The organism is Helicobacter pylori, assembly GCF_011140715.1.
Lineage (GTDB): Bacteria > Campylobacterota > Campylobacteria > Campylobacterales > Helicobacteraceae > Helicobacter > Helicobacter pylori_DA.
The window spans coordinates 1-24,968 of the sequence record NZ_SFZZ01000026.1 but is presented as its reverse complement, the minus strand read 5'-3'; the positions used below and the strand labels follow the sequence as shown (position 1 = coordinate 24,968).

At 32.9% G+C, this 24,968-nt stretch carries 19 protein-coding genes and 6 pseudogenes; 7 read left to right on the top strand and 18 right to left on the bottom strand.

The features are described from left to right. Nucleotides 1-11: 11 nt before the first annotated feature. Complete coding sequence (speA, locus tag EWZ81_RS03090; protein ID WP_165548984.1) at nt 12-1,859, top strand: arginine decarboxylase; 1,848 nt, start codon at nt 12-14, stop codon at nt 1,857-1,859. Nucleotides 1,860-1,995: 136 nt separating this feature from the next. On the opposite strand, the pseudogene EWZ81_RS03085 reads toward speA, so the two are convergent. Then, nucleotides 1,996-2,424, bottom strand: a pseudogene (locus tag EWZ81_RS03085) (hypothetical protein); the annotation flags it as partial. Nucleotides 2,425-3,407: 983 nt separating this feature from the next. On the opposite strand from EWZ81_RS03085, the pseudogene EWZ81_RS03075 reads away from it, so the two are divergent. Beyond that, nucleotides 3,408-5,442: pseudogene (locus EWZ81_RS03075) on the top strand (relaxase/mobilization nuclease domain-containing protein). A gap of 1,156 nt (nt 5,443-6,598) precedes the next feature. After that, nucleotides 6,599-7,420: pseudogene (locus EWZ81_RS03070) on the top strand (site-specific integrase); the annotation flags it as partial. A gap of 138 nt (nt 7,421-7,558) precedes the next feature. Here the strand turns inward: EWZ81_RS03070 and EWZ81_RS03065 are convergent. The 3 genes and pseudogenes from EWZ81_RS03065 to EWZ81_RS03055 all read right to left on the bottom strand — a co-directional run bounded on the left by EWZ81_RS03065 (nt 7,559) and on the right by EWZ81_RS03055 (nt 9,398). Further along, on the bottom strand, nt 7,559-8,362 hold the full coding sequence (locus EWZ81_RS03065; protein ID WP_165548983.1) for a nucleotidyl transferase AbiEii/AbiGii toxin family protein: 804 nt from the start codon (nt 8,360-8,362) through the stop codon (nt 7,559-7,561). Then, nucleotides 8,334-8,585 carry a hypothetical protein gene (locus EWZ81_RS03060; protein ID WP_000006537.1) on the bottom strand — a complete coding sequence of 84 codons (252 nt, stop codon included), beginning with the start codon at nt 8,583-8,585 and terminating at the stop codon, nt 8,334-8,336. The genes EWZ81_RS03065 and EWZ81_RS03060 overlap by 29 nt, the downstream gene beginning before the upstream one ends. Nucleotides 8,586-8,716: 131 nt before the next feature. Continuing rightward, nucleotides 8,717-9,398: pseudogene (locus EWZ81_RS03055) on the bottom strand (CAAX protease). Between the two features lie 220 nt (nt 9,399-9,618). Here EWZ81_RS03055 and EWZ81_RS03050 point away from each other — a divergent pair. Next, a complete protein-coding gene (locus EWZ81_RS03050) occupies nt 9,619-10,632 on the top strand; it encodes a hypothetical protein (RefSeq protein WP_165548981.1) in 1,014 nt (337 codons plus the stop codon). A gap of 4 nt (nt 10,633-10,636) precedes the next feature. On the opposite strand, the gene EWZ81_RS03045 is transcribed toward EWZ81_RS03050, so the two are convergent. From EWZ81_RS03045 to EWZ81_RS03015, 6 genes and pseudogenes are all read right to left on the bottom strand, one after another. Next, on the bottom strand, nt 10,637-11,914 hold the full coding sequence (locus tag EWZ81_RS03045; RefSeq protein WP_165548980.1) for a hypothetical protein: 1,278 nt from the start codon (nt 11,912-11,914) through the stop codon (nt 10,637-10,639). Then, nucleotides 11,911-13,173: a type IV secretion system protein gene (locus tag EWZ81_RS03040; protein WP_165548979.1), complete on the bottom strand. Its 1,263-nt coding sequence runs from the start codon at nt 13,171-13,173 to the stop codon at nt 11,911-11,913. Before EWZ81_RS03040 ends, EWZ81_RS03045 begins: the two co-directional genes overlap by 4 nt. Beyond that, nucleotides 13,170-14,602: pseudogene (locus EWZ81_RS08435) on the bottom strand (hypothetical protein). Before EWZ81_RS08435 ends, EWZ81_RS03040 begins: the two are co-directional and overlap by 4 nt. Before the next feature lie 9 nt (nt 14,603-14,611). Beyond that, on the bottom strand, nt 14,612-16,639 hold the full coding sequence (locus EWZ81_RS03025; RefSeq protein ID WP_165548978.1) for a hypothetical protein: 2,028 nt from the start codon (nt 16,637-16,639) through the stop codon (nt 14,612-14,614). Continuing rightward, nucleotides 16,639-17,691: an ArdC family protein gene (locus tag EWZ81_RS03020; protein ID WP_000649269.1), complete on the bottom strand. Its 1,053-nt coding sequence runs from the start codon at nt 17,689-17,691 to the stop codon at nt 16,639-16,641. Before EWZ81_RS03020 ends, EWZ81_RS03025 begins: the two co-directional genes overlap by 1 nt. Then, nucleotides 17,692-17,856 carry a hypothetical protein gene (locus EWZ81_RS03015; protein WP_000189763.1) on the bottom strand — a complete coding sequence of 55 codons (165 nt, stop codon included), beginning with the start codon at nt 17,854-17,856 and terminating at the stop codon, nt 17,692-17,694. Between the two features lie 636 nt (nt 17,857-18,492). Between EWZ81_RS03015 and EWZ81_RS03010 the strand changes: the two genes are divergently transcribed. From EWZ81_RS03010 to EWZ81_RS03000, 3 genes are read left to right on the top strand one after another with little or no spacing between them, the layout of a single operon-like run. Continuing rightward, entirely contained in the window at nt 18,493-19,161 is a 669-nt protein-coding gene (locus EWZ81_RS03010; RefSeq protein ID WP_165548977.1) for an AAA family ATPase, read from the top strand. A gap of 46 nt (nt 19,162-19,207) precedes the next feature. Beyond that, nucleotides 19,208-19,585, top strand: coding sequence for a hypothetical protein (locus EWZ81_RS03005; protein ID WP_000365702.1), 378 nt, complete (start codon nt 19,208-19,210; stop codon nt 19,583-19,585). Continuing rightward, a complete protein-coding gene (locus EWZ81_RS03000) occupies nt 19,563-20,228 on the top strand; it encodes a hypothetical protein (RefSeq protein ID WP_000855658.1) in 666 nt (221 codons plus the stop codon). The genes EWZ81_RS03005 and EWZ81_RS03000 overlap by 23 nt, the downstream gene beginning before the upstream one ends. Before the next feature lie 73 nt (nt 20,229-20,301). Here EWZ81_RS03000 and EWZ81_RS02995 read toward each other — a convergent pair whose 3' ends face one another. The 8 genes and pseudogenes from EWZ81_RS02995 to EWZ81_RS02965 all read right to left on the bottom strand — a co-directional run. Then, nucleotides 20,302-21,105: a nucleotidyl transferase AbiEii/AbiGii toxin family protein gene (locus EWZ81_RS02995; protein WP_000377490.1), complete on the bottom strand. Its 804-nt coding sequence runs from the start codon at nt 21,103-21,105 to the stop codon at nt 20,302-20,304. Next, a complete protein-coding gene (locus EWZ81_RS02990) occupies nt 21,075-21,545 on the bottom strand; it encodes a hypothetical protein (RefSeq protein ID WP_000965788.1) in 471 nt (156 codons plus the stop codon). The genes EWZ81_RS02995 and EWZ81_RS02990 overlap by 31 nt, the downstream gene beginning before the upstream one ends. 54 nt (nt 21,546-21,599) lie before the next feature. After that, nucleotides 21,600-23,660: a type IA DNA topoisomerase gene (locus tag EWZ81_RS02985; protein WP_165548976.1), complete on the bottom strand. Its 2,061-nt coding sequence runs from the start codon at nt 23,658-23,660 to the stop codon at nt 21,600-21,602. Nucleotides 23,661-23,672: 12 nt separating this feature from the next. Continuing rightward, nucleotides 23,673-24,056 (bottom strand): hypothetical protein, encoded by a 384-nt coding sequence (locus tag EWZ81_RS02980; RefSeq protein WP_000410259.1) that lies wholly within the window; start codon nt 24,054-24,056, stop codon nt 23,673-23,675. 68 nt (nt 24,057-24,124) lie between these two features. Continuing rightward, nucleotides 24,125-24,376 carry a hypothetical protein gene (locus tag EWZ81_RS02975; RefSeq protein WP_001105124.1) on the bottom strand — a complete coding sequence of 84 codons (252 nt, stop codon included), beginning with the start codon at nt 24,374-24,376 and terminating at the stop codon, nt 24,125-24,127. Continuing rightward, complete coding sequence (locus EWZ81_RS02970; protein ID WP_165548975.1) at nt 24,373-24,582, bottom strand: hypothetical protein; 210 nt, start codon at nt 24,580-24,582, stop codon at nt 24,373-24,375. The genes EWZ81_RS02975 and EWZ81_RS02970 overlap by 4 nt, the downstream gene beginning before the upstream one ends. Further along, entirely contained in the window at nt 24,575-24,706 is a 132-nt protein-coding gene (locus EWZ81_RS08600; RefSeq protein WP_275690018.1) for a hypothetical protein, read from the bottom strand. The genes EWZ81_RS02970 and EWZ81_RS08600 overlap by 8 nt, the downstream gene beginning before the upstream one ends. Beyond that, a pseudogene (locus tag EWZ81_RS02965) lies at nt 24,703-24,968 on the bottom strand (hypothetical protein); the annotation flags it as partial. The gene EWZ81_RS08600 and the pseudogene EWZ81_RS02965, both read right to left, overlap by 4 nt.

Here is a 24,968-nt window from a genome sequence, read left to right as displayed (position 1 = left end):
AAGGATAAAAAATGCAAGAAGTCCATGATTATGGGATTAAATTTTGGAGCAATAACGAATTTAAGATAGAAAAAGGCTTGGTTAAAGTTTGTCATGGCAAAAACCCCTCGCTTTTAGAAATCGTTCAAAGCGTGCGCGATAAGGGCTATAGAGGGCCTTTGTTGGTGCGATTCCCCCATTTGGTACAAAAACAAATCAAAAGCCTGTTTGATGCGTTTTCTTCAGCGATTAAAGAGTATCAATACAGCGGGGCTTTTAAGGCGGTTTTCCCTTTAAAGGTCAATCAAATGCCCTCGTTTGTTTTGCCTTTAGTGCAAGGGGCTAAGGGTTTGGATTACGGGTTAGAAGCCGGGAGCAAGTCCGAACTCATCATTGCGATGAGCTACACGAACTCCACAGCCCCTATCACCGTGAATGGCTTTAAAGACAAGGAAATGATTGAGCTTGGCTTTATCGCTAAAAGCATGCAACATGAGATCACTTTAACGATTGAGGGTTTGAATGAGCTAAAAACCATTATCGCCGTGGCTAAACAAAACGATTTTGTAGCATGCCCTAAAATTGGCATTCGAATCCGTTTGCACAGCGCTGGCACTGGCGTTTGGGCAAAGAGCGGGGGGATCAATTCTAAATTTGGCCTTAGCAGCACGGAAGTTTTAGAAGCGATGCGCCTTTTAGAAGAAAACGACTTACTAGAGCATTTCCACATGATACATTTCCACATAGGCTCTCAAATCAGCGATATTTCGCCCTTAAAAAAGGCTTTAAGAGAAGCGGGTAACTTGTATGCAGAATTGCGTAAAATGGGCGCTAAAAATCTTAATAGCGTGAATATTGGAGGGGGGTTAGCCGTAGAATACACCCAACACAAGCACCACCAAGACAAGAACTACACTTTAGAGGAATTCAGCGCTGATGTGGTGTTTTTATTGAGGGAAATTGTGAAAAATAAGCAGGAAATCGAGCCGGATATTTTCATTGAATCAGGCCGTTACATTTCCGCTAACCATGCCGTTTTAGTGGCCCCGGTGTTAGAATTGTTTTCGCATGAATACAATGAAAAATCCCTAAAAATCAAAGAAAGTAATAACCCCCCTTTGATTGATGAAATGCTAGACTTGCTCGCTAATATCAATGAAAAAAACGCCATTGAATATTTGCATGATAGTTTTGATCACACCGAGTCGCTATTCACGCTTTTTGATTTGGGCTATATTGATTTGATTGACAGGAGCAACACTGAAGTTTTAGCCCATTTGATCGTCAAAAAAGCGGTGCAATTGCTTTATGTTAAGGATCACAACGATATTTTACGCATTCAAGAGCAGGTCCAAGAGCGCTATTTATTGAATTGCTCGTTTTTCCAAAGCTTGCCGGATTATTGGGGCTTGAAGCAGAATTTCCCGGTCATGCCCTTGAATAAATTAGACGAAAAGCCCACCAGGAGCGCGAGCTTGTGGGATATTACTTGCGATAGCGATGGGGAAATCGCTTTTGATTCCACGAAGCCCTTGTTTTTGCATGATATAGACATAGATGAAGAAGAATACTTTTTAGCGTTCTTTTTAGTGGGAGCGTATCAAGAAGTTTTAGGCATGAAACACAATTTATTCACACACCCTACGGAATTTAGCGTGGTTTTTGATGAAAAAGGCGATTATGAAGTGGAAGATATTTGTGAAGCCCAAACGATTTTAGATGTGTTAGACGATTTGGACTATGACACTAAAGAGATCGAGCGCCTTTTAAAACAAAAAATTGAAGACAACAACCAATTGGACATGGAAGAAAAGAAAGAAATCATGGGGCGCTTGTATGTCATGCTGAGCGAAAACGGGTATTTGCGCACGATTTCTTAAGAGAATGCTTATAAATGGATTATAGCTAAAATAAAGATACAAGAAACGCCAAGCAACATTTGAAAAATAAAGATACAAGAAAAATAAAAGAGAGATTAAAAAAAGGAGACCCCTCACAAGAGAGTAAGGGGGGGGGTTAGTTTTCTAAATTTTTAGCCTCGCTCTCGTTTTCATTTTCAGGCTCGATAACATTACTCTCATCATCATAGTCCTCATCTCGTAGTCCATAAGACCAAAGATTATCGGCTAATAAGTTAGCAGTTAAGCCCGCACAACTTAAATCATACTTATTGATACCACCATCGCATAAGAGTTGAGCGATAAACAACGCCTCCTCTTTATTAGTAGGTAACATTTCAGCCCAAATACCTCCTAAATCTTGCGCCTCCTCATCACCTCTCGCATACAACTTAATAAGCTTACAAAAGAGTGTCAAATTGCCTAAATTCATATTATCAAAAGTGTCGTAATAACAATTTTCAACATTACGATTTTCAAGCATTTTAGCCTACTCAAGGTCGCTATGCTTATTTAAGCCCTCCGCACACGATAAAGCGGTAAGAATGTAAGTTTTAAGTGTTCTCTAAGTTTCAATCTAAGTCAATTAAAAAATCATTGAAAATGTAGCATAAATTTTTTAAACAAAAGCTTAAAGAATAATTTCATTCCTTTAATATTGATTGTGAGTTCTTATGAAATGGGTTGGTAGTTCTTATATGAGTTGCTAGTAAGTTTTAATGGTGTTTTGCTCCTAGTTCTTAATCATACAAGCAACCTAGTTCATATCAATTAGAGCAGATAAGTTCTTAATCTATTTCCCCTTAGTTCTTTGCTTAATGTGAGCTATTAGGTTCTAACTTGTGGCTTTTAGTTTTTATCGTGTAGCCCTTAGTTCCCTAATTGTTGCTTACAAGTTCTTACTACTTGCTTGTCAGTTCATAGCATTTAGCTTGCAAGTTCTTATTGGTAGGCTGTAAGTTCTTTTGCTTGTGCTATAAAGTTTTCATTCTATAGGCTACTAAGTTCTTACCATATGGCTATCTAGTTCTTAATGTTTTGACTACAAGTTCTTTCAATAAAAATCTCTAAGTTTTTATAGCGTTTCTAACAAGCCCTTGCCTAAAAAATTGAGTAATGGGGTTAAAGCTTTTGAATGAAATTTTTCTCTCTTACTAGATTAAAAATTTAATTCATCTATCAAAGCACTTTTTAAAAACTTTTTAGGCAAAAAGTTAGCAAAAACCCTTATTTTTTAAAAATCTAGCTCCAAGTCCCTTGAATATGAAGTTTTAACCATATGTGTACGCACACATGGTGTTATCCTGCATTTTTTAGTTCTATAGTTCTAATTTCAATTCTTTGTGCTATGCTACAAAGAATTGAAAAATCGCTAGATTTAAAATCAAAAGTCTAGCTCTTAAATTAGCGTTAGCTTGAATAAAATTTGGGCGTTTTAAATGCCTTGTTAGTATAGGGAAAGAAGTTTAGCTTGAAAGTGTGCGAATTAGATAAAAATTTAGCAATGTTGTTAAGTCTTAAAGGGTTTGTATGCTAGATAGGGCTATATTAGATACTAAGCTAGATAGTCGCCCTATGGACCTATCTTTCTTAGATGATATTTTAAAGCATATGCAAAAGCCTAGATTTAGTGATAGCGATAAAGTAGATAAAAGATTGCTCATTAAGTTCAATCAATTTAACCCTAACTCAAAGTTTATTAAATCTAATCTAGTTGGCACAAAAAACAGCTAGTCCTGTGCTTATTAAAAACATAGGGCAAATGAAACGCTCCCACTTAGAAAATGCCCTAAATTATGCTTTAGAAAATAGCGAAACAGCTTACAATGAAATGTTTTTAGAATGCGATAAGCAATTCATCTTAGAGAGTTGGCTCAATGACTTTGATTTGACTAAAGATTATAACGAGACTATGCACTTAGTTTTTTCTATCAAAGATAAGCCAGATGAAGAGACAATGCAAGGGCTTTTACATTCTACTTGGGAGAGCTTAAAAATAAGATTGCCTGAATACAAGTTTGCCCTTGTGCCACACGCTCATCAAGACCATGCCCATATCCATTGTTTTATCAATAAGACTAATCAGCTCACACGAAGAAGACTGCGTTTTAAGGGGCATGAAGATTGTAAAGAATTTTTTAATGAATTAAGAAGTGAGTTTGCTTATAGGTTGAATGACCACTTATTGAGCGAAGAATACTTGTATGTCAATGAGCCAAAACTTAAAGAGCTAGACAATATCAAACAACAATTACAAGACTTGGAAAAAGAAGAAAAAGCCTTAGAACAAATCAAATCCCCACAAGATGAGTGGGACTTAAACAAGGCTTTACAAAGCGAGTATTTACAAGAACTCAAAGATAAAAACAAAGCAAAAGCCCTAGACATTCAAAATAACCACAGCACCCCTTTAAAACAAAAGATTTCTGAATTTAAAATCGCTCTGTTTAATCACAAAGACACAAGCGATGATGAAAAAGAACAGCTAGATATTGACAGGATAGATAAGAGAAAACCAGTAAGCGAACACTTAAAAAACACTAACAAACACGAGCTATACGAACTCTTAGGCTTTTATCAAAAAGAATTAGATAAAAAACAAAACCATTCAGCCTTTAAGAATTTTGCTATTCTCAATGGTTTAGACAGAGACTTTGAAAGAGAGACTAAGGGCTATTCTGTTTTAAAGAAAAAAGAAATGCTTTTAAATAAGCTTGAACACCTAGACAAACGCCTTTTAGATAAAAACTCACACTTACTATTAGCCCAGCTAAGAAATGAAGTTAAAACCAAGCAAAACACCCAATACAACACTCTAACTAATCCTATTCTTTTAGCCAAAGCATTAGAACTTTCTAAAGATAAACGCCCCACTCTCAAAACTTTTAAAAACGCTTATTTTAGTGCTAGAAAATATCAATTCATGCTAGAGAGCTTTAAAACTAAGCAAAATGACCCCACTTACAAGCTTAATGATAACACTTATGAGCTAGTGAGTAAGCAACTGCAAGACTATCAAAACACCATGCTTTTATTAGCCAAAGAGAGATTACTTTTTTTAGAACAAGATTTAAAACAAAAAGAAGAAGAGTTTGAAAGAGCCAAAGAACATTATGTGAAATCTTCAAAACATTATAGAGAAACTTCATTGTCTCCAAAAGAAAAACAAGGCTTTCTCAAACAAATTAAACAATTTTCTAAAATTTCTAAGGATATTCTCTATACTTGTAATGAAATCATAGGAGCTAATAGGTTTTTAACCCACTATGACAACCTAAACCTTGAAAAAGTCCTAGAACACGCTAAAGATACTAAGCTAGAGCAAAAAGAAATTCAAGCTATCACAAAAGAGCCTAATAACGATGAGCCTTGGATTGAGTTTGGTAAAAAAGAACAAGCTAGAGCTAAAGCACACTATCAAGCTATGCTAGAAAAAGAAAAAGCTAAAGAATTAGCTAAACAACAAGCTAACACCTTGCACTTTAATGATCTTGATGATGACCCTAAAGCTCATGCTGGATTAAAACAAAATGACAACACAAACTTTAAAGGGCGTAATAGATAATGCTCTCAAGCGATGATTGCCTTTAATGTTCTTAATAAAGAATATACCCTTTGATTAAAGGGGTTTATTCTTGTTCTTTTCACAAATTAGCTTATTTAAACAGATATACAAATAAAGCACTCTAAAATGCCCCACAATCAAAATAAAGCCATAAGATAAGACAACTCTATTAACCTAAAAACAAAAACGCTTTAAAACGCCTTATAGAGCTTAAATTTTTCTTAAGTAGCACGCAAAAATTTAAAACCTTAAAGTTTTCTTAAACATAATCATAAAGCAAGTTTAAACCTAACCCTTGAACCTACTATCAAATCAAACTTAACTCTTTTAATACTAAGAGCTAGAAACAAACCTTAACCCTACACACTCTAAACAAAAACCTTTCTAATCCTAAATAATAATGAAACAAACCGCTTACAACCTAACTTAAATAACACAAGCCTTGACTAATCATTCCTCCCACAACTAACATGTCATTGATAGGTAATTCCTATTTTTCTTTTATTTTGATTTTGTTCTTATTTTTACCAATAAAAGAAATTAAAAACTTTCCTTAAACTAAACCTAGCCACAACTAACTTCACGGCTCTTTCAGTCAGTTTGTCTCTTTTAATCAAAAGTTCTTTTTTTTGATTTTTCTTTTTTTCCTTTAGCAAGTTCCTAGTTGTCTAATTTAATCAAGTTTTTTAAAAAAAAGAAATCCCCCTCATGACATGATATTTACTAATAACATGTTTACTCAATAGGTTAGGAAAGAAAGGTAAACCTTTCTTTCCCTTAATATCTTTATAACTATACGGAACTTAAGTTCCGCTTTCATATCTAATACCCATAAACACGCACTTCTTAACCTTAAAAAGCGCTTAAAGCTTACTTTCAAAAACTATTTAATCGTTGATAAATTCAATTTTTGTATTTAGTGAGTAATGCAAATAACTATGTATTTGATTATTTACTTTTAAGGGGGCGAAATTTTGTTTTTATGTTTTAGTTAAAAGCGGAACTTTTTAAAAACTAAGATTTAAAGACGGAACTTAATAACTCTAATGGATAATGCGGAATTGTTTAAAAATACCGCTTTTAGAACCTAACAAACTAAAAAACATAAAACTCTCATTCTTTAAGATTTCTTTTTATATTTTAATAAGGGAGCAATATGCCACATAACAAACTCACTAAATCTCAGAGAGAACTCTTTTGTAATCTCAAAGCCTTTTTATACACTAAGGCTAAAAACTTCACGCCCATTCAAGATGTGAAGGATATGGCTTTAATCCTAGACACACAAGATAAAATCTTAAAATGTCATAATATAGAGCAATTAAAACAACTCTGTCATATTCTTTATAATCAAGGCATTAAACATACTATAATGATGCAAGGCTTGTTTTTATTCTTTAACTATTTTAAAGATAATCTCAAATTAAGAAGTTTTAGAATGCTTAGCGAAGAGCAAGTGATTAACTTTCTCTTTGAACTCGCTCAAAATAGAAAACCCAGCTCTATGGCTAAGTATGTGATGTATTTAAGACAATTCTTTGATTATTTGGATAGAAAAAGGCGTTATAGCTTTGATTTTACGCTTAAAAACCTAGCCTTTGCTAAGACCAAAGAAAGCTTACCCAGACATTTAAACGATAAAGACTTAAAGAGTTTTTTAAAAACACTCTTAGACTATAAGCCAGCTACAAGCTTTGAAAAACGCAATAAGTGTATTCTACTTATTGTAATACTTGGGGGACTTAGAAAATGCGAAGTGTTAAACATAGAATTAAAACACATTCAAGTAGAAGAGCAAAACTACTCTATTTTAATTCAAGGTAAAGGTAGAAAAGAGAGAAAAGCTTATATTAAAAAGAGTTTGTTAGAACCAAGCTTGAATGCTTGGCTTAGTGATGAATATAGACTAAAATATTTTAATGGGGCATATCTTTTTAAAAAAGACAAACAAAAAGCACAAAATTCTTTAACGCTTTATAAAATATTCTAAAAACAATGTAATTATAGATTATTGTTACTCATTAAGAATATATTTGATTAACAATACAAATAACTAAATTCTATTAAATACTGATAGATTAACTAAAGCTATTAAATACCTACTTAACAAGATTGTTTATCGCCTACGCTTAGGTGTGGGGGTGTATTCATTGGAATTGTCTAAATCATCTGCGTTGTCATGGGAATTTGAGTAAGTCGCTGTTTTAATTTGGTCTATTTTGTCTATTAAAAAATCATAAGCACTTAAAGAAAGGTCTTTATAGTGTGAAATGGGTTCTACCATATCTATTTCTATGCTATAACGCTTTTTATCTAACTCTTGCAAAGAATTTTGAAGAGTTAGTAAGTCTTGCTTAGTTATTTTTTGAGAACTTAAAAGCTTGTCAAATAAATTATTGTCATTATGCAAAGCCACTGCTATATCAAAAATATCTCTTGTTTTATTATCAGTTTTTCTAAAAGTAATCTTTTTAGCAATAATATTTTCTAAACTTTCTATATAAATATCAAAAGCAAAAATCTTTTTAGAATTATCTACATATCCCTCATTTCTAGCATAATCCACTAAAACATCTATTTTAATGTTGTCTTTATTCGTTACGCCTATATGATTATGTTGGTCTATGTATCTTGTGCTATCAAAATGACTGCAATTATCTATCCATAATTTAGGGCTAAAAAATCCCAAACATTGAGCATCATTGACAAACAAATCAATATCAAAGCTTAATCTATGCTGGAAGTAATACATGCTCAAAGCTGTGCCTCCTCCAAACTTAATACTACTAGGATTAAGCCCTAAATTCAAAGCATTTTTAATAATGGGATAAAATTGTTCTAGGGCTTGAATTTGAGCTTGAAAGTTGTTTTTGATAAAACTAAGGCTCTTTTCATTGATAGGGATTGATAGAAAGGACATGTAAAATATTCTCCATAGGAATATGATAGTCTTGCGAAAACCATTCTATTTCTTGCTCTAGTGCCTCTGTTTGAATTGTGCCTATAATATACTTGTCAGTATTGCTTAGATTAGTTGTTTTTTTATCCATAAAAAGCCCTATAAGATACTCTAAACTCACATGCTTATCTTTATTGCCAATAGAGTTATTGATTGTAGCTAATAACATAGGGGCAAATGACATTTTTATCCTCCCTAAATTGATTTGATTGTAGTTTAGCAAATTTTGTGTTGGTTTTGGTTTGAATTATAATGATTGTTTAGCTATAATACGCCTACATTCTTAGGGCTGACCGAAGCCCACTTTCTTATAGCTTATAGACTACTTAGTTTTTCCAAGTCTTTGTTTCCAATACTTTTGATTAAATCATCTAAAAATGAAACAATTTTGTTAGGCATGATACTAAAGTTGAAACTTTTACTTGTAGGCTTTTCTAATTCTCTGATAAAGCGTGTTGTAATGCGTGGGCGGTTGTTTGCCCTTAGCTTTAGTAAATTTTCCCAATGATACGCACGATTTCTAATTGTCCATAGTAAGTTTAAAGCAATATTAGGCTTTAGCATAATTAGAAAGATGTTGTTTTCTACCCTTAATAAGCAAAGTATCCTTATTATCTTTGTAATAAGCCTTAAGACTATAGGCTCTCAAATCTAATGCTAACCCCTCTAATTTGTAAAAAAAGATAAGCTTAATCACCGCTTCTAAAGACATTTTAGACAAGACCAAAGAATGCGTGATTTCTTTTTTCTTGTCTTTCAATTCTTCTATTAAGGGGATTAAAGAAACTTCATCAAACACCCACTCATTCCCTTTAATTTGAGTTAGGCAATAATCTAGTGCGTTGCGTAAATAAATCTCTAAATTAGAGATTTTAGGTGTGATTAGACTAATGAGCTTTAAATTTTCTTTGTATTGCTCTAGGTTGTCATAAGTCTCTAGTCTGTCTTTGGATAGAATGAGTGTAATATCATTCTTGAAATGTTGTAAATCTTGCATAGTGTCTCTTAAAATAATTGTTGAACCAAATTATAACACAAACAAAATTAGTTATAAAAGATTGTTATTGCTTGTTAAGATAATATATAGTGAGTAATTAAAATAACCAAATTCTACTAAATACATACAAAATAACTTAATATTTAATTATTATTAATATTTCTTTAAATTTCTATGCTATAATGATTACAATTCAAGTTAAGTTAAAAGGAATAGAAAAATGATTAAATTAAATGATTTGAATAAAACTTTAAAAACAAGCTTATTAGCTAGGGTTTTACTAGGTGCTACTGCTCCCTTAATGGCAAAGCCTTTATTAAGCGATGAAGACTTATTGAAACGAGTAAAACTACACAATATCAAAGAAGATACGCTGACTAGCTGTAATGCTAAGGTGGACGGCTCTCAATACTTGAATAGTGGTTGGAATTTATCTAAAGAATTTCCGCAAGAATATAGAGAAAAGATTTTTGAATGCGTAGAAGAAGAAAAACATAAACAAGCCCTTAATTTAATCAATAAAGAAGACACTAAAGATAAAGAAGAACTTGCAAAAAAAATCAAAGAAATTAAAGAAAAAGCTAAAGTTTTAAGGCAAAAATTTATGGCTTTTGAAATGAAAGAACACTCTAAAGAATTCCCAAATAAAAAGCAACTTCAAACCATGCTTGAGAACGCTTTTGATAATGGAGCTGAAAGTTTTATTGATGATTGGCACGAACGCTTTGGGGGTATAAGTAGAGAGAATACTTATAAAGCACTTGGCATTAAAGAATATAGTGATGAAGGAAAGATATTAGCCTTTGGTGAAAGAAGTTATATCAGACAATATAAAAAAGATTTTGAAGAAAGCACTTATGATACTAGGCAAACCTTATCTGCTATGGCTAATATGAATGGCGAAAACGATTATAAAATTACTTGGTTAAAACCCAAATATCAGCTCCATAGTTCAAATAATATTAAACCCTTAATGTCAAACACAGAGTTGTTAAATATGATAGAGCTAACCAATATCAAAAAAGAATATGTTATGGGCTGTAATATGGAAATAGATGGTTCTAAATATCCCATTCATAAAGATTGGGGATTTTTTGGTAAGGCAAAAGTCCCAGAAACTTGGAGAAATAAGATTTGGGAATGTATTAAGAATAAAGTAAAGTCCTATGACAACACTACCGCTGAAATAGCAATAGTTTGGAAAAAAAATACTTATTCTATCTCTCATCACTAAATCCTTAATCCCATATACTAAAAATGGGAAAACCAAATTGGTCAAATTTAACATTAGGGTTTTGAAAGTATCTTCCAACTCTTTCTCTTTCGTTTATTCTTTTTTGCGTTAATTGTTTGTCTATATGGTTTTCTTCTTTCCCAAAGCCATCATTATTTTGCCTAAAATAATCATCTGCCATAATCTCGCTTTGCATTGCCATTGTTTGATTTAAAAAGAGCATTTGATTGGTAATTTCTTTTAAATATTTTAGAGTAAGTAATTTAATCCTTTGGTTGAAATTTGCGTAGGCTTGGCTTTGAGCGTCTTTATTGGGGGCTTTGGTTAAATCAAGCGTGAGCGTTTGGATTTCTTGTTCTAATTCGTTATCTAATCGAGTTGTCCTAAATACATTTTTAATAGGGTCGCATTTACCTGTCTCTTTATTTTCTGTGCAATAATGTATCCCTTGCTTATTATGGTTAGCTGTAGGGTCAGTTACACCAAACTCAGTTTGTAGGACATCAAGTCTTTTTAGAAATGGGTCAAGTTTCTCTTTTAACTGCCTATTATCATTAACCTTTTTCTTTACTCTAAGCAAAAATCTTTGTTTTTGCTCTTCTGAGCTATTGCCTGTTGCTAAAAGAGCTTGCTCGCTTTCATAATTACTATCGTTTACCATTTTACACAACATTTCCCCCCACGCTCTACCACTCAATTCCCCAGCAAGTGATTGCATGTTTTTATGGCCACTGCTACTTAGAGATTGGATTAAATTTTGCGCATCTCTTGCGGTTTGGGTTTGTTCGCCATTTTTGGTGATTAGGTTATTGAGATTTTTAAGATTGTCAATCTTATTGTTAGTAAGAGCATTGACATTAAGCCAAGGGCATTGTTGCGATAAATACTTGTTTCTTAGCAAATTTTGTGTGTTCCAATTTTCTATGCTTTGCTTTAAATTCTCATAGTTGTATCTAATGCTTTGAAGTTGATACTGAGCGTTTTGTAAAACTTGCATAGGATTGGCTAAAGTGATAGCACTACTACTAATCAAAGAATTAGTCGTATTTATCATGTTATTGACTTTTTGTAACTGATTGACTTGAGCTTGAGCCTTAGAAATAATCTCTTCGTATCTTTTGATACTATCTACCATTTTGCCTATGATAGTGGCTTGACTTACATGGGTTTCTGGGTCATTGACAATCAAAGGAGTTTCCCCCTCTGCAAAGACACTTTTGCAACATAAAAGAGCGCTAAAAAGCGCACTAAAAATTGATTTTTTCATTTTTAAACCTTTCATTTGTTATTTTTATCATTATCAAATCCAAAGCCACTTTTAACACTTGCTACAAAGTGTCTCACACCAGCTTTAGCACTTCTTGCATTTACAGCATTTGCCCCTCCACTTAGTCCAGCAAGTCCAAGAGCTTTAGCTCCAGCTTGAAGTCCTGCTAGTCCGCCCCCAGCACTCTGATAGGCTTGCTTAACTTGATTAGCAACCATAACTGCACTACCCCCAAATATAGCTCCGCCTATTGTCATGCCAATTTTTTGCATCATTTCTGTTACTGCCCCCACGCCTCCACTTGTGCCAAAGATATTATTGATAAAATCAGGCACTCGTTTGACTAGAAAGAAACAAATCACAGAACCTAAAACAATAATGGTTAAAAAGCCTACAATAGAACTATGGGCTATATAAGAGTTCCAATCTCCTTTTAAGACATTGCCAAAGGCATCAATAATTTTTCCCTCATTTGCCATTTTATCCGCATTGCCATAAAAGCCTTGTGCGACTTCGTGTTTAGTGGGGATTAAAGCATTGGCTTTATAGATTATTCCATAATTAAAAAAAGCTACTAACATCATACAAGGTTTATAAAGAGTAAGGGAAATGAGCTTTTTAAGATAGCTAAATAACATGCCTTTGGTTTGGGGGATTAAACCTAAAGGCAATACAATTAAACCTAATGCTGACCACATAAAAATTTCTGCTGTAACTAATAACACAATAATAAGCAATAAGCCTAAAAACAATAATTCCCCTAAAATCACTAAAAAAAACATGATTATTTTAGGTATCATTGTGAGCCAATTAAACATGTTAATACCATCAAAAGCATTATCCCACAGATTAACTATCATTGCATAAGCACTTGAAACTAGATTGCCTATATTAAAGGTTTCACTAGGACTAACATTAGCATTGGTAGGAATTTCTAAGCCATCATTTAAGCTTTGAGCGATAAGTATAGCAAGCTTTTCAGCTGGATAAAATATCGTGTTAATGAAATAGGTGTTAAAATCATTAGGATTTCTAATCCCCCAATTGATAAACCCCACAAACACGATGAATACAACCACTCCCATAGCGGTTTTAAACTCAAACATATCGCCCTCTTTCACACGCTTATACGCCCATATCATAAATAAAATAGTAATAATGGTGTTTAAAATGAGTTGTGCATGAAAAAAGCTACCCACATGTTCAGCAAGACTTTTGGCTACTTTTTGAGATGGCTCAACAAACATGCCCATAATGGTGTCAAAAAGATTCATCGCCCCCTCCCTTTAACACAACTTTGTGCTTGTAAATTTTCTTTAGCATTTTCTAAAATGCCCTTAAGCCTTTCATTAAAGGGCTTAATGCTATCAATTTGTTCTAATTTATCCATGATATTTTCCTTTTCTTGTGTTGAAGTGTAGTTGTCTTTTAATTTTTCTAAAGAGCTTTCTAAAAACTCCGCCATAGTGTCAATGTTAATCGCCTTATTTTCTATAATGTGTGCTAATTTCAAATCATCGTTACAATCTTTTGAAAAAGGCGTATAGATAGTGGGGAATTGCTGTGTAAGAGCATATAAAATACCCTCGCATTTTTCTTTGTATCCTTTACCCTTAATATCATTATCAAAGGCTAAGATGACATTAAAACTATCTTGTGGCTTATTAACAGGCTTAGGCTTTCTGTATTCTCTAGTTCTTTCAACTTGCTTGTTATAAATAAGAGCATTTTTTTCTCTTTGATAATTTTTAATAATGTCAGTGTAAGTCTCTACTACCACGCTATTAAAATCATCACTAGCCCTGCCTTGTCTCACTAATTCTTGCCATTGTTCTTCTTGTTTTAGATAATGGTTATACGCTCCTTGTTGTCGCCCTTTTAATTGCTTAAAAAAACTTTTTAAAAAGAGTTCTAATTTTTGTGCATTAAATTGCCCTGCGGTGCTAATTAAAACGCTCTCTTTAGGCTCTAAACCTTGTAACTCTAAATAAGCTAGACTATCAAAGATATTTTCAGTAACAATGACATTTTTAACTAAGCTTAAATTATTAGGGAACAAGACTTCTATGCCTTTACTTCCTTGTGCGATAGATTTTAATGGCTTGTCTCTTATGTTGCCCTCTTTGTCTGTGCTTAAGGGAGTATTTAGGCGTTTGTTAATCCCACACTGATGAATGGGTATGACATTAAGATTTTTATTCTCAAAAGCTAAATGGTAGCAAGGATAAGATTATTAAAATTGTCCGTTTTTAAATGCTCTTTATAAGGCTCTAACAGCTTTGTATCAATGCCACGCTTTTTAATGAGTGTAGCGTTTTGTAAATCATAGGGTTTAAGGTTTTTAAACTCATTGATGATTTTTTGAATTTCTTCGTTATTTTCGCTAGAGTTATCCCTTGCTTGTAGAGTATCTTTTTTATTGCGATAGCCTTCTAACTTCCCAGCGAGTAAGTCTTCAACGCTGATATTTCTATCCTTACAAAAAGTAATGATATTACCGACCTTATCGGTATGAGTTTCTTTGTAGGTGTAACTAATTGAGCCATCTTTATTTTGATTTTTAAAGATGACTAAACTTCCCTCTTCGTTTTCATGCTTTAAGCAAGGGTTATTCTTGCTATGCTTATTTTTGTTGATAACATAGCCATTATCTAATAAAATCTCATGCAAAGGCAAGGCAGTGAGATTAGGGATATAACTCATAGGATTTTCCTAACGCCTTCTGCTCTTAGAGAGCGTATTTTGTGTGTAGCCATAATCTATAGTTGGCATTTCTTTTTTCACTTCTTTTTGAGCGTTATTTTGCTCTTTAGCTAATTCTTTAGCTTTTTCTCTTTCTAAACAAGCTTGATAATGCGCTTTGGCTTTTTCTTGCATGCGTTTGCCATGCTCTATCCAAGGCTCATCGCTGTTATTACTCTGTGCTTTCTCTTGGATTTCTTCTTTTTGGCGTTCTTGTAAGCATTTGTGAGCTTTAGGGTCATAATCTAGCCATGGTTCATCAGGATGCAAGGTTTTCTTTGGCTCTTTTGCTTGAGTAGTGCCATTTTGCTCTATAGCTTGGTTTTGTTTTGTGTTTTCTTGTTGTGTAGCGGTGCTATTAGTTTGAGCGTTAGTAGTCTCTTGTCTTGGCTCATTTTGTGAGTTTTTAGGTTGCTCTGAATTTTTATTAGCCTTATTTTGCTCTTTAATAGCATTTACCCCCACACTTTGAGTGGCACTATCTAAATTTTTGAGTGTTTTTGCTTGTTGCTTGTCTAAATGCTTTCGCATCACTTCATACACTCTATTATCCATAGGCTCTAAGCTATCTTTAGATTTAGCTAAATAATCTTTTAAGACTTCGTGGTGTTCTTTTTCTAATTGGTGTCCCAAGATAGACTTAACGCTTAATTGCAAGCCCTTATCTTGCATGTGCTTATTACCATGCGCTTGTTCTAAGCAATCCTTAATCAAATTAATATGCTCTTTAGTGAGCTTGGTTGGCTCTTTTTGGCTTACCACTAATAAGACTTTCAATTCATCTTCATTCATGTGGTTTTTAGCGTAATTTAAAAAGCTCTCTTTAAAATCAAGCTTAGTCTTAATGCGTTTTTGCTTAATATCAAGCTCGGTTTGTTTAAAGAAACTATGCAAACTAGCGTATTTGTCTTTAAGGTCTATATCATTGCTAGGTGTTTTCTTTTCTTGCTCTTTTTGTGCGTATTCGCCTTGTTCTTGTGTGTTAGGCTCTTTTTCATTAAGCTTATTGCTTTCTTCTAAAGCAATAGAAGCGATTTTACTTGCAGTATTTTCTCCTGTAGGTCTTAGCAATTCAAGCTCATTAGGATTTAAAAAAGTGATAACTTCGTTTGTTTCATCTCTTATAACTTGCAAACTCTCTAAAAGTGTTGCACTTTCATTATCCAAACCTTGCTTGGTATTATTATCTCTTAATGTCTCTAATTCTAAGTCTTGCTGGTTTAAAAGCTCTTTTTCTTGCTCTTGAAAAACTTGTTGCTCATAGAGAGTATCAGGGTTTTGGCTCTCATAATATTGCTCTAGGGCTTTATTTTCGCCCTCTAGGGCGTATCTTTCTAGCTCTTCTTTTTCAAGCTTATTTTCATGCTCTGCAATACTAATTTCTCCAGCTCTTTGAATTTGATTTTCTTCATAATCTTGTAGTGCCTTACTTTCAAGCTCAGCCTCTTCTCTTTCAAGCTCTTGTTGTTCTAACTTGGCACTAACTCGTGCAATGCCATCATTTTCATTCATTTGTATGTATTGCTCTTGTTGGTATTCATAATACTCATCTTCTCTCATTTCTAAAAAGCTTTTTTCTTCTGTAAGCTCTACTTCATTTTCGCTAGAATTTTGTATCTCATGTTTATTAGCATTTTGTGTCTCAACAATCACTTTTTCTAAACTTTCTACAAAATCGCTTGGATTATCATTAGAGATAGATTGCTCTTCATTGATTTCTTGTTGGAACGCATTAAAAAAATCGCTTACATTTTCATTGTCTTTTGTATTAGAGATTTCATTTTTCATGCTCTCAATGACTTCTAGCATAGAAGAAATGTCATCTTTTAAGCCCTCTTGGCTTAAAGACTTGATTTCTTGTTCTAAAATGCCTAAAAAATTGGTGGGGTCATTTTTAGAATTTTTAACTTCATCTAAAAAACTCTCTAAAAAAGCGTCCTTTCCATCATCACTCCAAGCTTTCCACGCCTTTAAAAATCCATTGATAAAATCTTGCATTATCTGCCCCTGCCTTTAGATTGAGTAAGCACTACTTCATCATTAGCAAAGTAGTGGTCATACTTTTGTTGCTCTGCTCCTTTATTAAGAGTTTGTTGCAACATCGCTAACATTTGGGGATTGTTTTGAGCCATTTCAAACATTTTAGAAAACTCTGCCATATTCATTTCATTGTTGTTTGGCTCTTTAGTGTTGTTTTCTTTGGCATTGTTGTCTGTATTAGGTGCAATTTGTTGCTGTGGTTCTTGATAGATTTTGTGTTGCTTTCTTTTTTCATGATGGGTTGCCCCATATTGATTGACATAATCTAGCACTTTGTTATACTGCTTTTCATTCAAATGCTTGGATAAATCATAAATCACCAAATTTTGATTATTCATAGAGAAAGTATTGCTAATGTATTGTGTTCTTAAAGTTTTAGGGTCTAATTCTTTAAGCTTAGTTTTGTCTAGCGTTTGAAAAACATTGACATTGTAGAGATTTTTAATCTCTAAAGTCGGCTCTATGTCTATCTTTTCTTTTTTAAATTCGTAAAAGGGCGTTTTGCCATCTTGCATATACTTGATATTGCCCTCTTTGTCTCTTTGAGGAACTTTTTCATTCTCATAAATCACTTCGCCATTAGAATAATGCTTAAGATTGCCCTCTTTGTCTTTAAGGGGGATTAAATTACCCTGTTCATCTCTTGCTTTAACATAGCGCATTTCATAATCTCTAATATAAGCAATACTTGCCTTATCATAAAAGCCATTAGGATTATTTTTACTCTTAGTGTTGTTTTTAATATGCTCCACTTCTTTAGGGTTTGCCCCAAGTTTTAAGGCATCATCTAAACCTACCCAAACATTACTCTCATAGCCATTCTCATGTTGCTTGGCATCTAAAATAAGAGAATTTAAGCCATTATAGGCATTGCCAGCATTACCATTATAAGCTCTATTATTTGGCTTAAACTCTAATCCAGATTCTAAACTTTTAGCAATTTCGCTCGCTAAAAACCTAGCAAAAACCTCTTTTTGCTCTTTAATATCCATTTCATTCCACGCTTTCATTTAATGCTCCTTGTTTTTATTGACTTCATTTTCTAAGGAATGTTCTAACTCTATTTTTGTTTCTTGTTCGCTTTTAGGCTCTACTCCCATTTGCATAAACTCTATCATTTGCCATTCATTCATAGGGTATTTTCCCTCTTTAAGTTCTAAAAAATCTTGTGTCATTTTTTCTGTCCTTGTTTTTAAAAAATCTTTTTAGAATGCCATTAAAATTACAAGGAAATCAAGGTCTTGACTTATTTACTTTTTCAAAGTGTGTGCGTACACATATGCCACTTTTTAAGCTATTTTTAAGCAAAAAACACAAGTGTGTACGCACACATTTTTTAGGCTCAAACCATGCAACCCCCTAAAATGCGTAACTTAATCTAAAAGTAAATGAAAAGTAAATAAACCTAAAAATTTAATGAAAAAAGTTAAAATTTAAGCTAATCTTAAGCTAAAATGATAGTTTTTTGCTCCTTTTTAATGTTTAAAAAAACTTTTTTTAAAAATGAAAAAGACAAATTAAACCTTAGAATTTCTTGAGAAAGTTCGCTTAAAATGCTTTAAATTTAATTGATAATTTAATTTCTTAATAGTTTAATGATATAAGCTAAATAAGAATAAATTCTTTTAACATTGTAATATTAAATTAAAGACTAAATACTCTTTAAATAACATAGTTTTATTATCCCTTACTAAGTTTAATTATTTATTATGTTTGTATAAACAATCTTAAACAATCAAATTGTTTAAAGTTAATTCAAAATCTATATAATTGTGATATACTTTTAAAACAACTAAAATAAGGAAAATAACATGACCATTTGCATTGCTAATGAAAAGGGTGGCAGTGGTAAAAGCACGCTTTGTTTAAACTTAGCCGTGCAATTACTCAAAGACAATAAAGAAGTGGTTGTTTTAGATACAGATAGCCAAAAGTCTATGGAAACTTTTGCTACAATTCGTGCTGAAAAAGAACGCCCCACTTTTAGCTTATTTAATCGTAGTAGTGGCTTTAGCGATACTTTAAAGCAAATGGTATCTAAGTATGAAAATATCCTTATTGATACTAAGGGGGAATACAGCAAAAAAACCCAAAAAGCTATGCTTTTAAGTGATATTGTGCTAGTGCCAACAACTCCTAGCCAATTAGACACTGAAGTCTTAGCTAATATGCTAGAAAGAATTGAGCAACTCCAAGAGCTTAATGAAAATCTAAGAGCCTTAATTGTCATCAATAGAATGCCTACTATTCCTACCCTTAAAGAAAGACAAGCCTTAATAGAGTTTATTAAAGAAAATAACCCTAGCGGTAGGATTACACTTTTAGAAAGCTCTTTGAGTGAGCGCATTGTTTATAAGCACAGTGTAAGCGAAGGCTTAGGGGTCATAGAATACAGCGATAAAAAGGCTATCAATGAGTGGGTTAATTTTTATAACGAATTAAAAAGCCATTTAGAAAAAGAGAAAATACATGCGGTTTAGAAGAGTTAAAAAGCACAAAAATAAACACAATAAGGAGCATACAAGTATGGATTTACAACAAATTGATGAGCTAGAAAAGAAGTTTGAAGAACAAGAAGAACAAGCCCAAGATACCCCCCTAAAACAAGAGCCTAGCACAAAGGAAGTAAAAATCCCTAAAAAAAGGGGGCGTAAAAAAAGCTTGTTAGATGAAGATAAGAAAAAGAGCTTTAACATTGCCTTTAGTCCTTGTGTGATAAAAGAACTTGATGAATTTTTGCTAGAATTTGGCTCATTTAAAGAGACACGAAGCACTTTTATTGAAGAAGCGCTTATTAGGCATTTAAAACACAGAAAAAACACCCAAGAGCAAAAGCTTTTAAAGCAACTAGAAAGATTACAAAACAAAGAAAAGGGCAATAATGAAAACAATGAACTTGAATGAATTTTTTACGCATAAGATAATCTATAAAGACACCCCTTTAAAGTTTAAGGATACACTAGAACAAGAAATCAGCCAAGCTAGTTTAGTAGAGAAGTTAATCTTAGCTAATATCTTAGCCAATATGGTGTTTGCTAAGATAAGCAATGAGAATGCCCCTAAAATTCTTATTTCACGCTTGATGTGTAAGTTTAGTCCTATTGATCATGAAAGCACTATTCCTAGTGATTTTAAGCCTATAGATGAAGAAGAATATGAAGATGATTTAGAATGGCTAAATGAAGAAAAAGAAGATAGGCTCTTTAATTACTATCTATTTTTAAATGGTATTAAAGAAAGTGATGTAGAAGAAGTGTTTAATGAAAGTGTAGAAATCTATGATGAGTGCTTAATAGAAATCGCTCAAAATGTCCTTAAAGATAAATTTTCTTATGACATTGACTTATTGCAAGTTTTAGTAAAAGGTTATGCTAAAGAGATTAGAGAATTTTTGAGTTATAAACCTACAAAAGAAATCAAAGACTTTAAAGACAAAGACACCGCACTTTATATCAGCTTAGGAAAAGACTATGACAAAGAAAAAGAGTCATTTTCTAAAAAATTGCAACAATGTTTTAAAGAGATTTTAGAGAGCAAGGGTATTTAAGTAGTTTTAAATAGAATTAAATTAACAAGACAAAACAACTAAAAACTATCAAATACCCACTCAATAAGGTTACTTATCGCCTACGCTTAGGTGTGTAGGTGTTTTCATTAGAATTGTCTAGGCTATTATCATTATTGCTATAGCCTTGTTGCTCTTGCAAGGCATTAAGGGAATGAGATTGTTTTTCAAGTTTTTTATGTATTAGTTGAGCCATTACCCCTAATTCTAGGGCTGTTTCTTCTAAGTCCATAATTTGATTTAATAAAGCATCTAGTTTTACATCTACTAAATAATCGCTCACTAATTTATCAGGGTCTTTGCTAAAATCTTTTAAGCGACTTGCTAAATCTAAGTTAAAATGTTCTTCATAATGCTTGGCTAAAAAATGCAAATCAAATAAATCTCTAGCTTTAGTTCTTATATGCTCCCCATCAAAGCAAGCACAGAGTTTGTTATCAATAATACGCTCTATTTTAGCAATTCGCATTCCCTCAATCACATTGACTTCGCTCTCTTTTGGTGCGTCTCTATAAGATATTTCTAATTTTAAAGTTTGTTCTTCTTTATTGTCTTTGGTAGCATAACGCACCATATAACGCCCCACACTATCAGTGTCTTTTTTAATATGAATATCATTTAAGATAATGCCATTAGGAATAGCGCTCTTTACTCTGCCTAAGAGATTGATTTTTTTATGACAATCAAAGTCTAAATCTTCTGAAAAACGATTTAAGCCATAGCCTATATACAAAGCTGTTCCGCCTTTTAATACCATAGGGGTGTCGGCTAGATTTTTAACAATGGCTCTCATCAGTTTTTCATGATTAAGAGCTTGTTCGCTTAAACTCACTCTATAATGGGGTTTCTTGCTATCCATTTATCCAAATTCTCTCTTTCTTGCTTGTTTAATTTGGGTTTCATCACTTCTATAAGAGCATAGACACTCTCTTTATCTTCAATACTAGGAAACCATTCATCTAGCATAACAACCCCTAGCTTTCCAGTTTGCAATACAGAAACATAGAGACAATCTACACAAGCTCTTGGATGCTCTGCAATATAAGTGGGAGTATGTTTAGGGTAATAGCCCATTTTATTGAGCCTTGCTGTGCCATCTATAATACCTAGATTGCCTAGTAGTTTATTAGTATTATGAGCTTGTTTTTCACCATAGATATAAACCCCTATATCATCAAACGCATTCTCCATTAAAGCATAGCTACTATGCCAATCTCCTGTGCCTTGTGGGCTATGGATATTTAAAGCCACAATAGAGCTAACATAGACTTCTTTTGAAGTGGGTGGAATATAAAGCATGCTAAACTCCCTCATTAGTTTTAATTAGGTTCTAGTTTAGCAAAATTTCACTTACTACTTCTTATGATACTCATTGATAAAATCCCCACACACTTTCATACTATATTTAAATCCTTTGGGGAGCTTGACATTATGCTTTTTAGCTAACATCTCAGCAAAGCTAATTTGTTTAGGCGTAGCGGGTCTATTTTCATCATTATTAGAGCTACTAGCCTTTTTGTTGTTTTTCTTAAAAAACTCATGCTCTTTAATGTATCGGTCTAAAAACGCCTTAGCCACTCTGTTGTCTTCTTTGTAGTTTTTAAACTCTTCGCTTAAATCTAATTGCAAATCTCTTAAAATATTTTCTATATAAGTGATTTGTCCTTCACTGCTAGGTTTTATCTCATCATCATTTCTTTCTAGCTTTTCAATCTTAGGGCATTTAGAATTTAAATTGCTGATAAAATCCACATAAGAGCTTTTATTTTCTACAATCTCATCTAGCACTTCTTCCATTTGTTTAGTATAGGTCAAATCAATAATGAATTGATAAGCATTTTCAAACACTTCTACCACTCTTTTACCCTTATGTGTAGGCGTAATAATGTGTTTTTTATCTTGGCTAATGCTGATGTATTCTCTTTTTAAAAGCGTAGGCAAGTAACTCGCATAGGTGCTAGGTCTGCCTATGCCTTTATTTTCTAAAAGCTTGACAAAACCTGCCTCTTTATAAGGGCTTGGGGCATTTCTTTTAATGGTGGCTAAATCTAGGGCTTTTAGGTTTAACATATCATCAATTTTTAGATTAAATTGTGCGTTTTGTTCTTTTTCTTTATTGTCTTTATCATCATTACTTTCATCATTTTCTAGCTCTTTTTTAGAAAACATTGCTAAAAATCCAGCACTTTTTAAACCCTTTACAGAACATTTAAAATACTCGTTTTTGATTTTAAAGAGCAAATCTTGCTTGTCATAAATGGCATTCTTGCCTTGACTTTCAATAGTCCTTTCAAAAATGAGTTGATAGAGTTTTAAAGCGTCTTGATTAGTAATATTAGCATTATAGACTATGCTTTCTAAATCTTCAGTAGTATGGGGGTGTGTGATGCGAATTGCTTCATGGGCTTCTGCTTGGCTTTGCTTGCCAGCCTTGTATTCTCTTTTTAAATACAAGTCCTTATAAATAGGTGCATAAAAGCTCTCTGTCTCATCTAAAAACTCCACGCTCAAACTTTCCGCATCTGTCCTAATGTAAGTAATCAGTCCAGCCTCAAAGAGATTTTGAGCTAGTGATTGCACTTCGCTAATACTTAAACCAAGCATAGAACTTGCTTTTTCTAAAAGCGTAGAAGTGATAAAGGGCTTTTTAGGTTTAGTCTCTACAACAGAGTTTTTTAAATCCTTTAAAAGACAAGCTTTATTATCCTTTAAGCTCTCAAAGAGTTTTAAAGCCTCTTCTTTATCATTGAATTTAATCTCTTCACCCTTTTCATCACAATGCTTGATAGTTACTTCTCTGTTAGCACTATCGTTAATCTTAGCTTGAATTTGATAGCTTACTTTCTCATTTTCAGGTAAAGCCTTAAATTTTTCAATCTCTCTGTCTCTATCTACAATGAGTTTTAAACAAGGGGTTTGCACTCGCCCAGCACTACTACCTTTCATTTGTCCTAAAGCCTTACCTAAATAAGGGGATAGCGTAAAACCTAAGAGCATATCTGCAACTCGTCTTGCTAAAGCGCTTTGATACATTTGCTTATTGGTGTTTTCAAATAAAAGGGCGTTTTGTAAGCCCTTGTTAATCCCACTTGGTGTGATTTCAAAAAACTCCGCCCTATAAATAGAACTAGCTACATTTTTGATTTTTTGATAAAACATATAGCCTATAGCATAGCCCTCTCTATCAGGGTCAGTGGCGATATAAACCTTTTTGTTTTTACACGCCTCTATCATCTCAAAAATATGTTTTTTCTTTTCTTGGTCATAATCAAAAGTCGGCTTAAAGCCATTACTTTCATCATAGCTTTTAAGTTGCATAAAATGCCCTATGGTAGCAAAGACCTTAGCTCCTGTGATTTCTCTAATCTTAGCTACCTTATTAGGACTTTCAATAATGATGACGCTGTTATTCATTTGATTGCTCCTTTAAAATGGGATTTTATTAGGATTTATCGTTTCTTCCAACTCAAGCACAGAAAGATAAACTAAACTTCTTAGGGCATTAAAATCTTCGCATTTAACATCACCGCAAAAAATAGGCATTTTAGGTATTACTTTGGATTTAAAAATCCCATTAAAAAAATCTCTAACTAAAAAGGTTAAAAGTTCTTCTGTGTAGCCAATCATTTCGCCATCAAATTTGGTTTTTTTGGTTAATTCAAACATCATTTTTACGATTTCAACCCATGCTTTAAACATAATCTCAAATTGCTCTTTAAACAAATCTTCATTATCAATAATCAACATTTTAAAAAGCTCGTTTGAATGTTGTTGTAAATCTTTCTTTAAAACTTCGCTTTCTTTTTCCAATTTCTTAATTAACTCCATTTTTTCGTTAGCCTATTTGCTACGCTTTATTTCTGTATTGCTCATTGTTATTACTCCTTAAATTTTGATTTTCTATAACTCTCTGTAAGATGTGGTAGCAATTCCCCCTTAATATCCATAATGATAGGTTTATGCGCCATTTCAAGAATACTAGGAATTTTAATATTACAATTACAGCGTTGTAATTTCTCTTTTAATCTCTTATTCTTATCTTTTAATTTAAGATATTGCCTTAATCCATAGGCATACCAAAGAATTAGCAAGATTAGTGCTAAAAATCCCATTAAAACATCGTAATTCATTGCTTTAACTCCTTAATTGATTTTTGTTCCAAGATTTCTAATCTCTTTTTGCACTCGCTTACATCATCAAGCAAGCTTTCTAATAATTCGCTATGCTTAATAATAAAATCTTCTTGAGATTGTTTGGCGCTATTTAGGGCTTTATACAAGTAGATAGAATTGATAATATAAAGCCCTAAGAATAGAAAAAATCCTAATTCAAACATTGTTTTCCCCTAATTTAAACTTAGCTAATCGTTTCACTAGCTTGACTACTCCCATAATAAGGCGTAAATCACGCCACTTAATGCCATTTAAAAAACTAAAGAGTTTGTTAGACTGCTTTCTCATCTTCTACCCCTTGATTTAGTAATTTCCACTTCTTGTTTGTTCTCGTAGTAATCAACATTATTAGTGGTTGCAACTTCCTTAGAATAGATAATTTCAGCTCCTTTTTCTATTTCTTTTTCAATCACTTGTTCTGTAGCTGGCTCTATTTCATCATGGCTCTTTGTGTTCCCCTTAACCCCTTGCTCTTCTCTCTCATTCTCTAAATTCGCTCTTTTTTCAGCGTTCATTTTCTTTAAGACTTCTTTAGATTTAGGGTTGAATA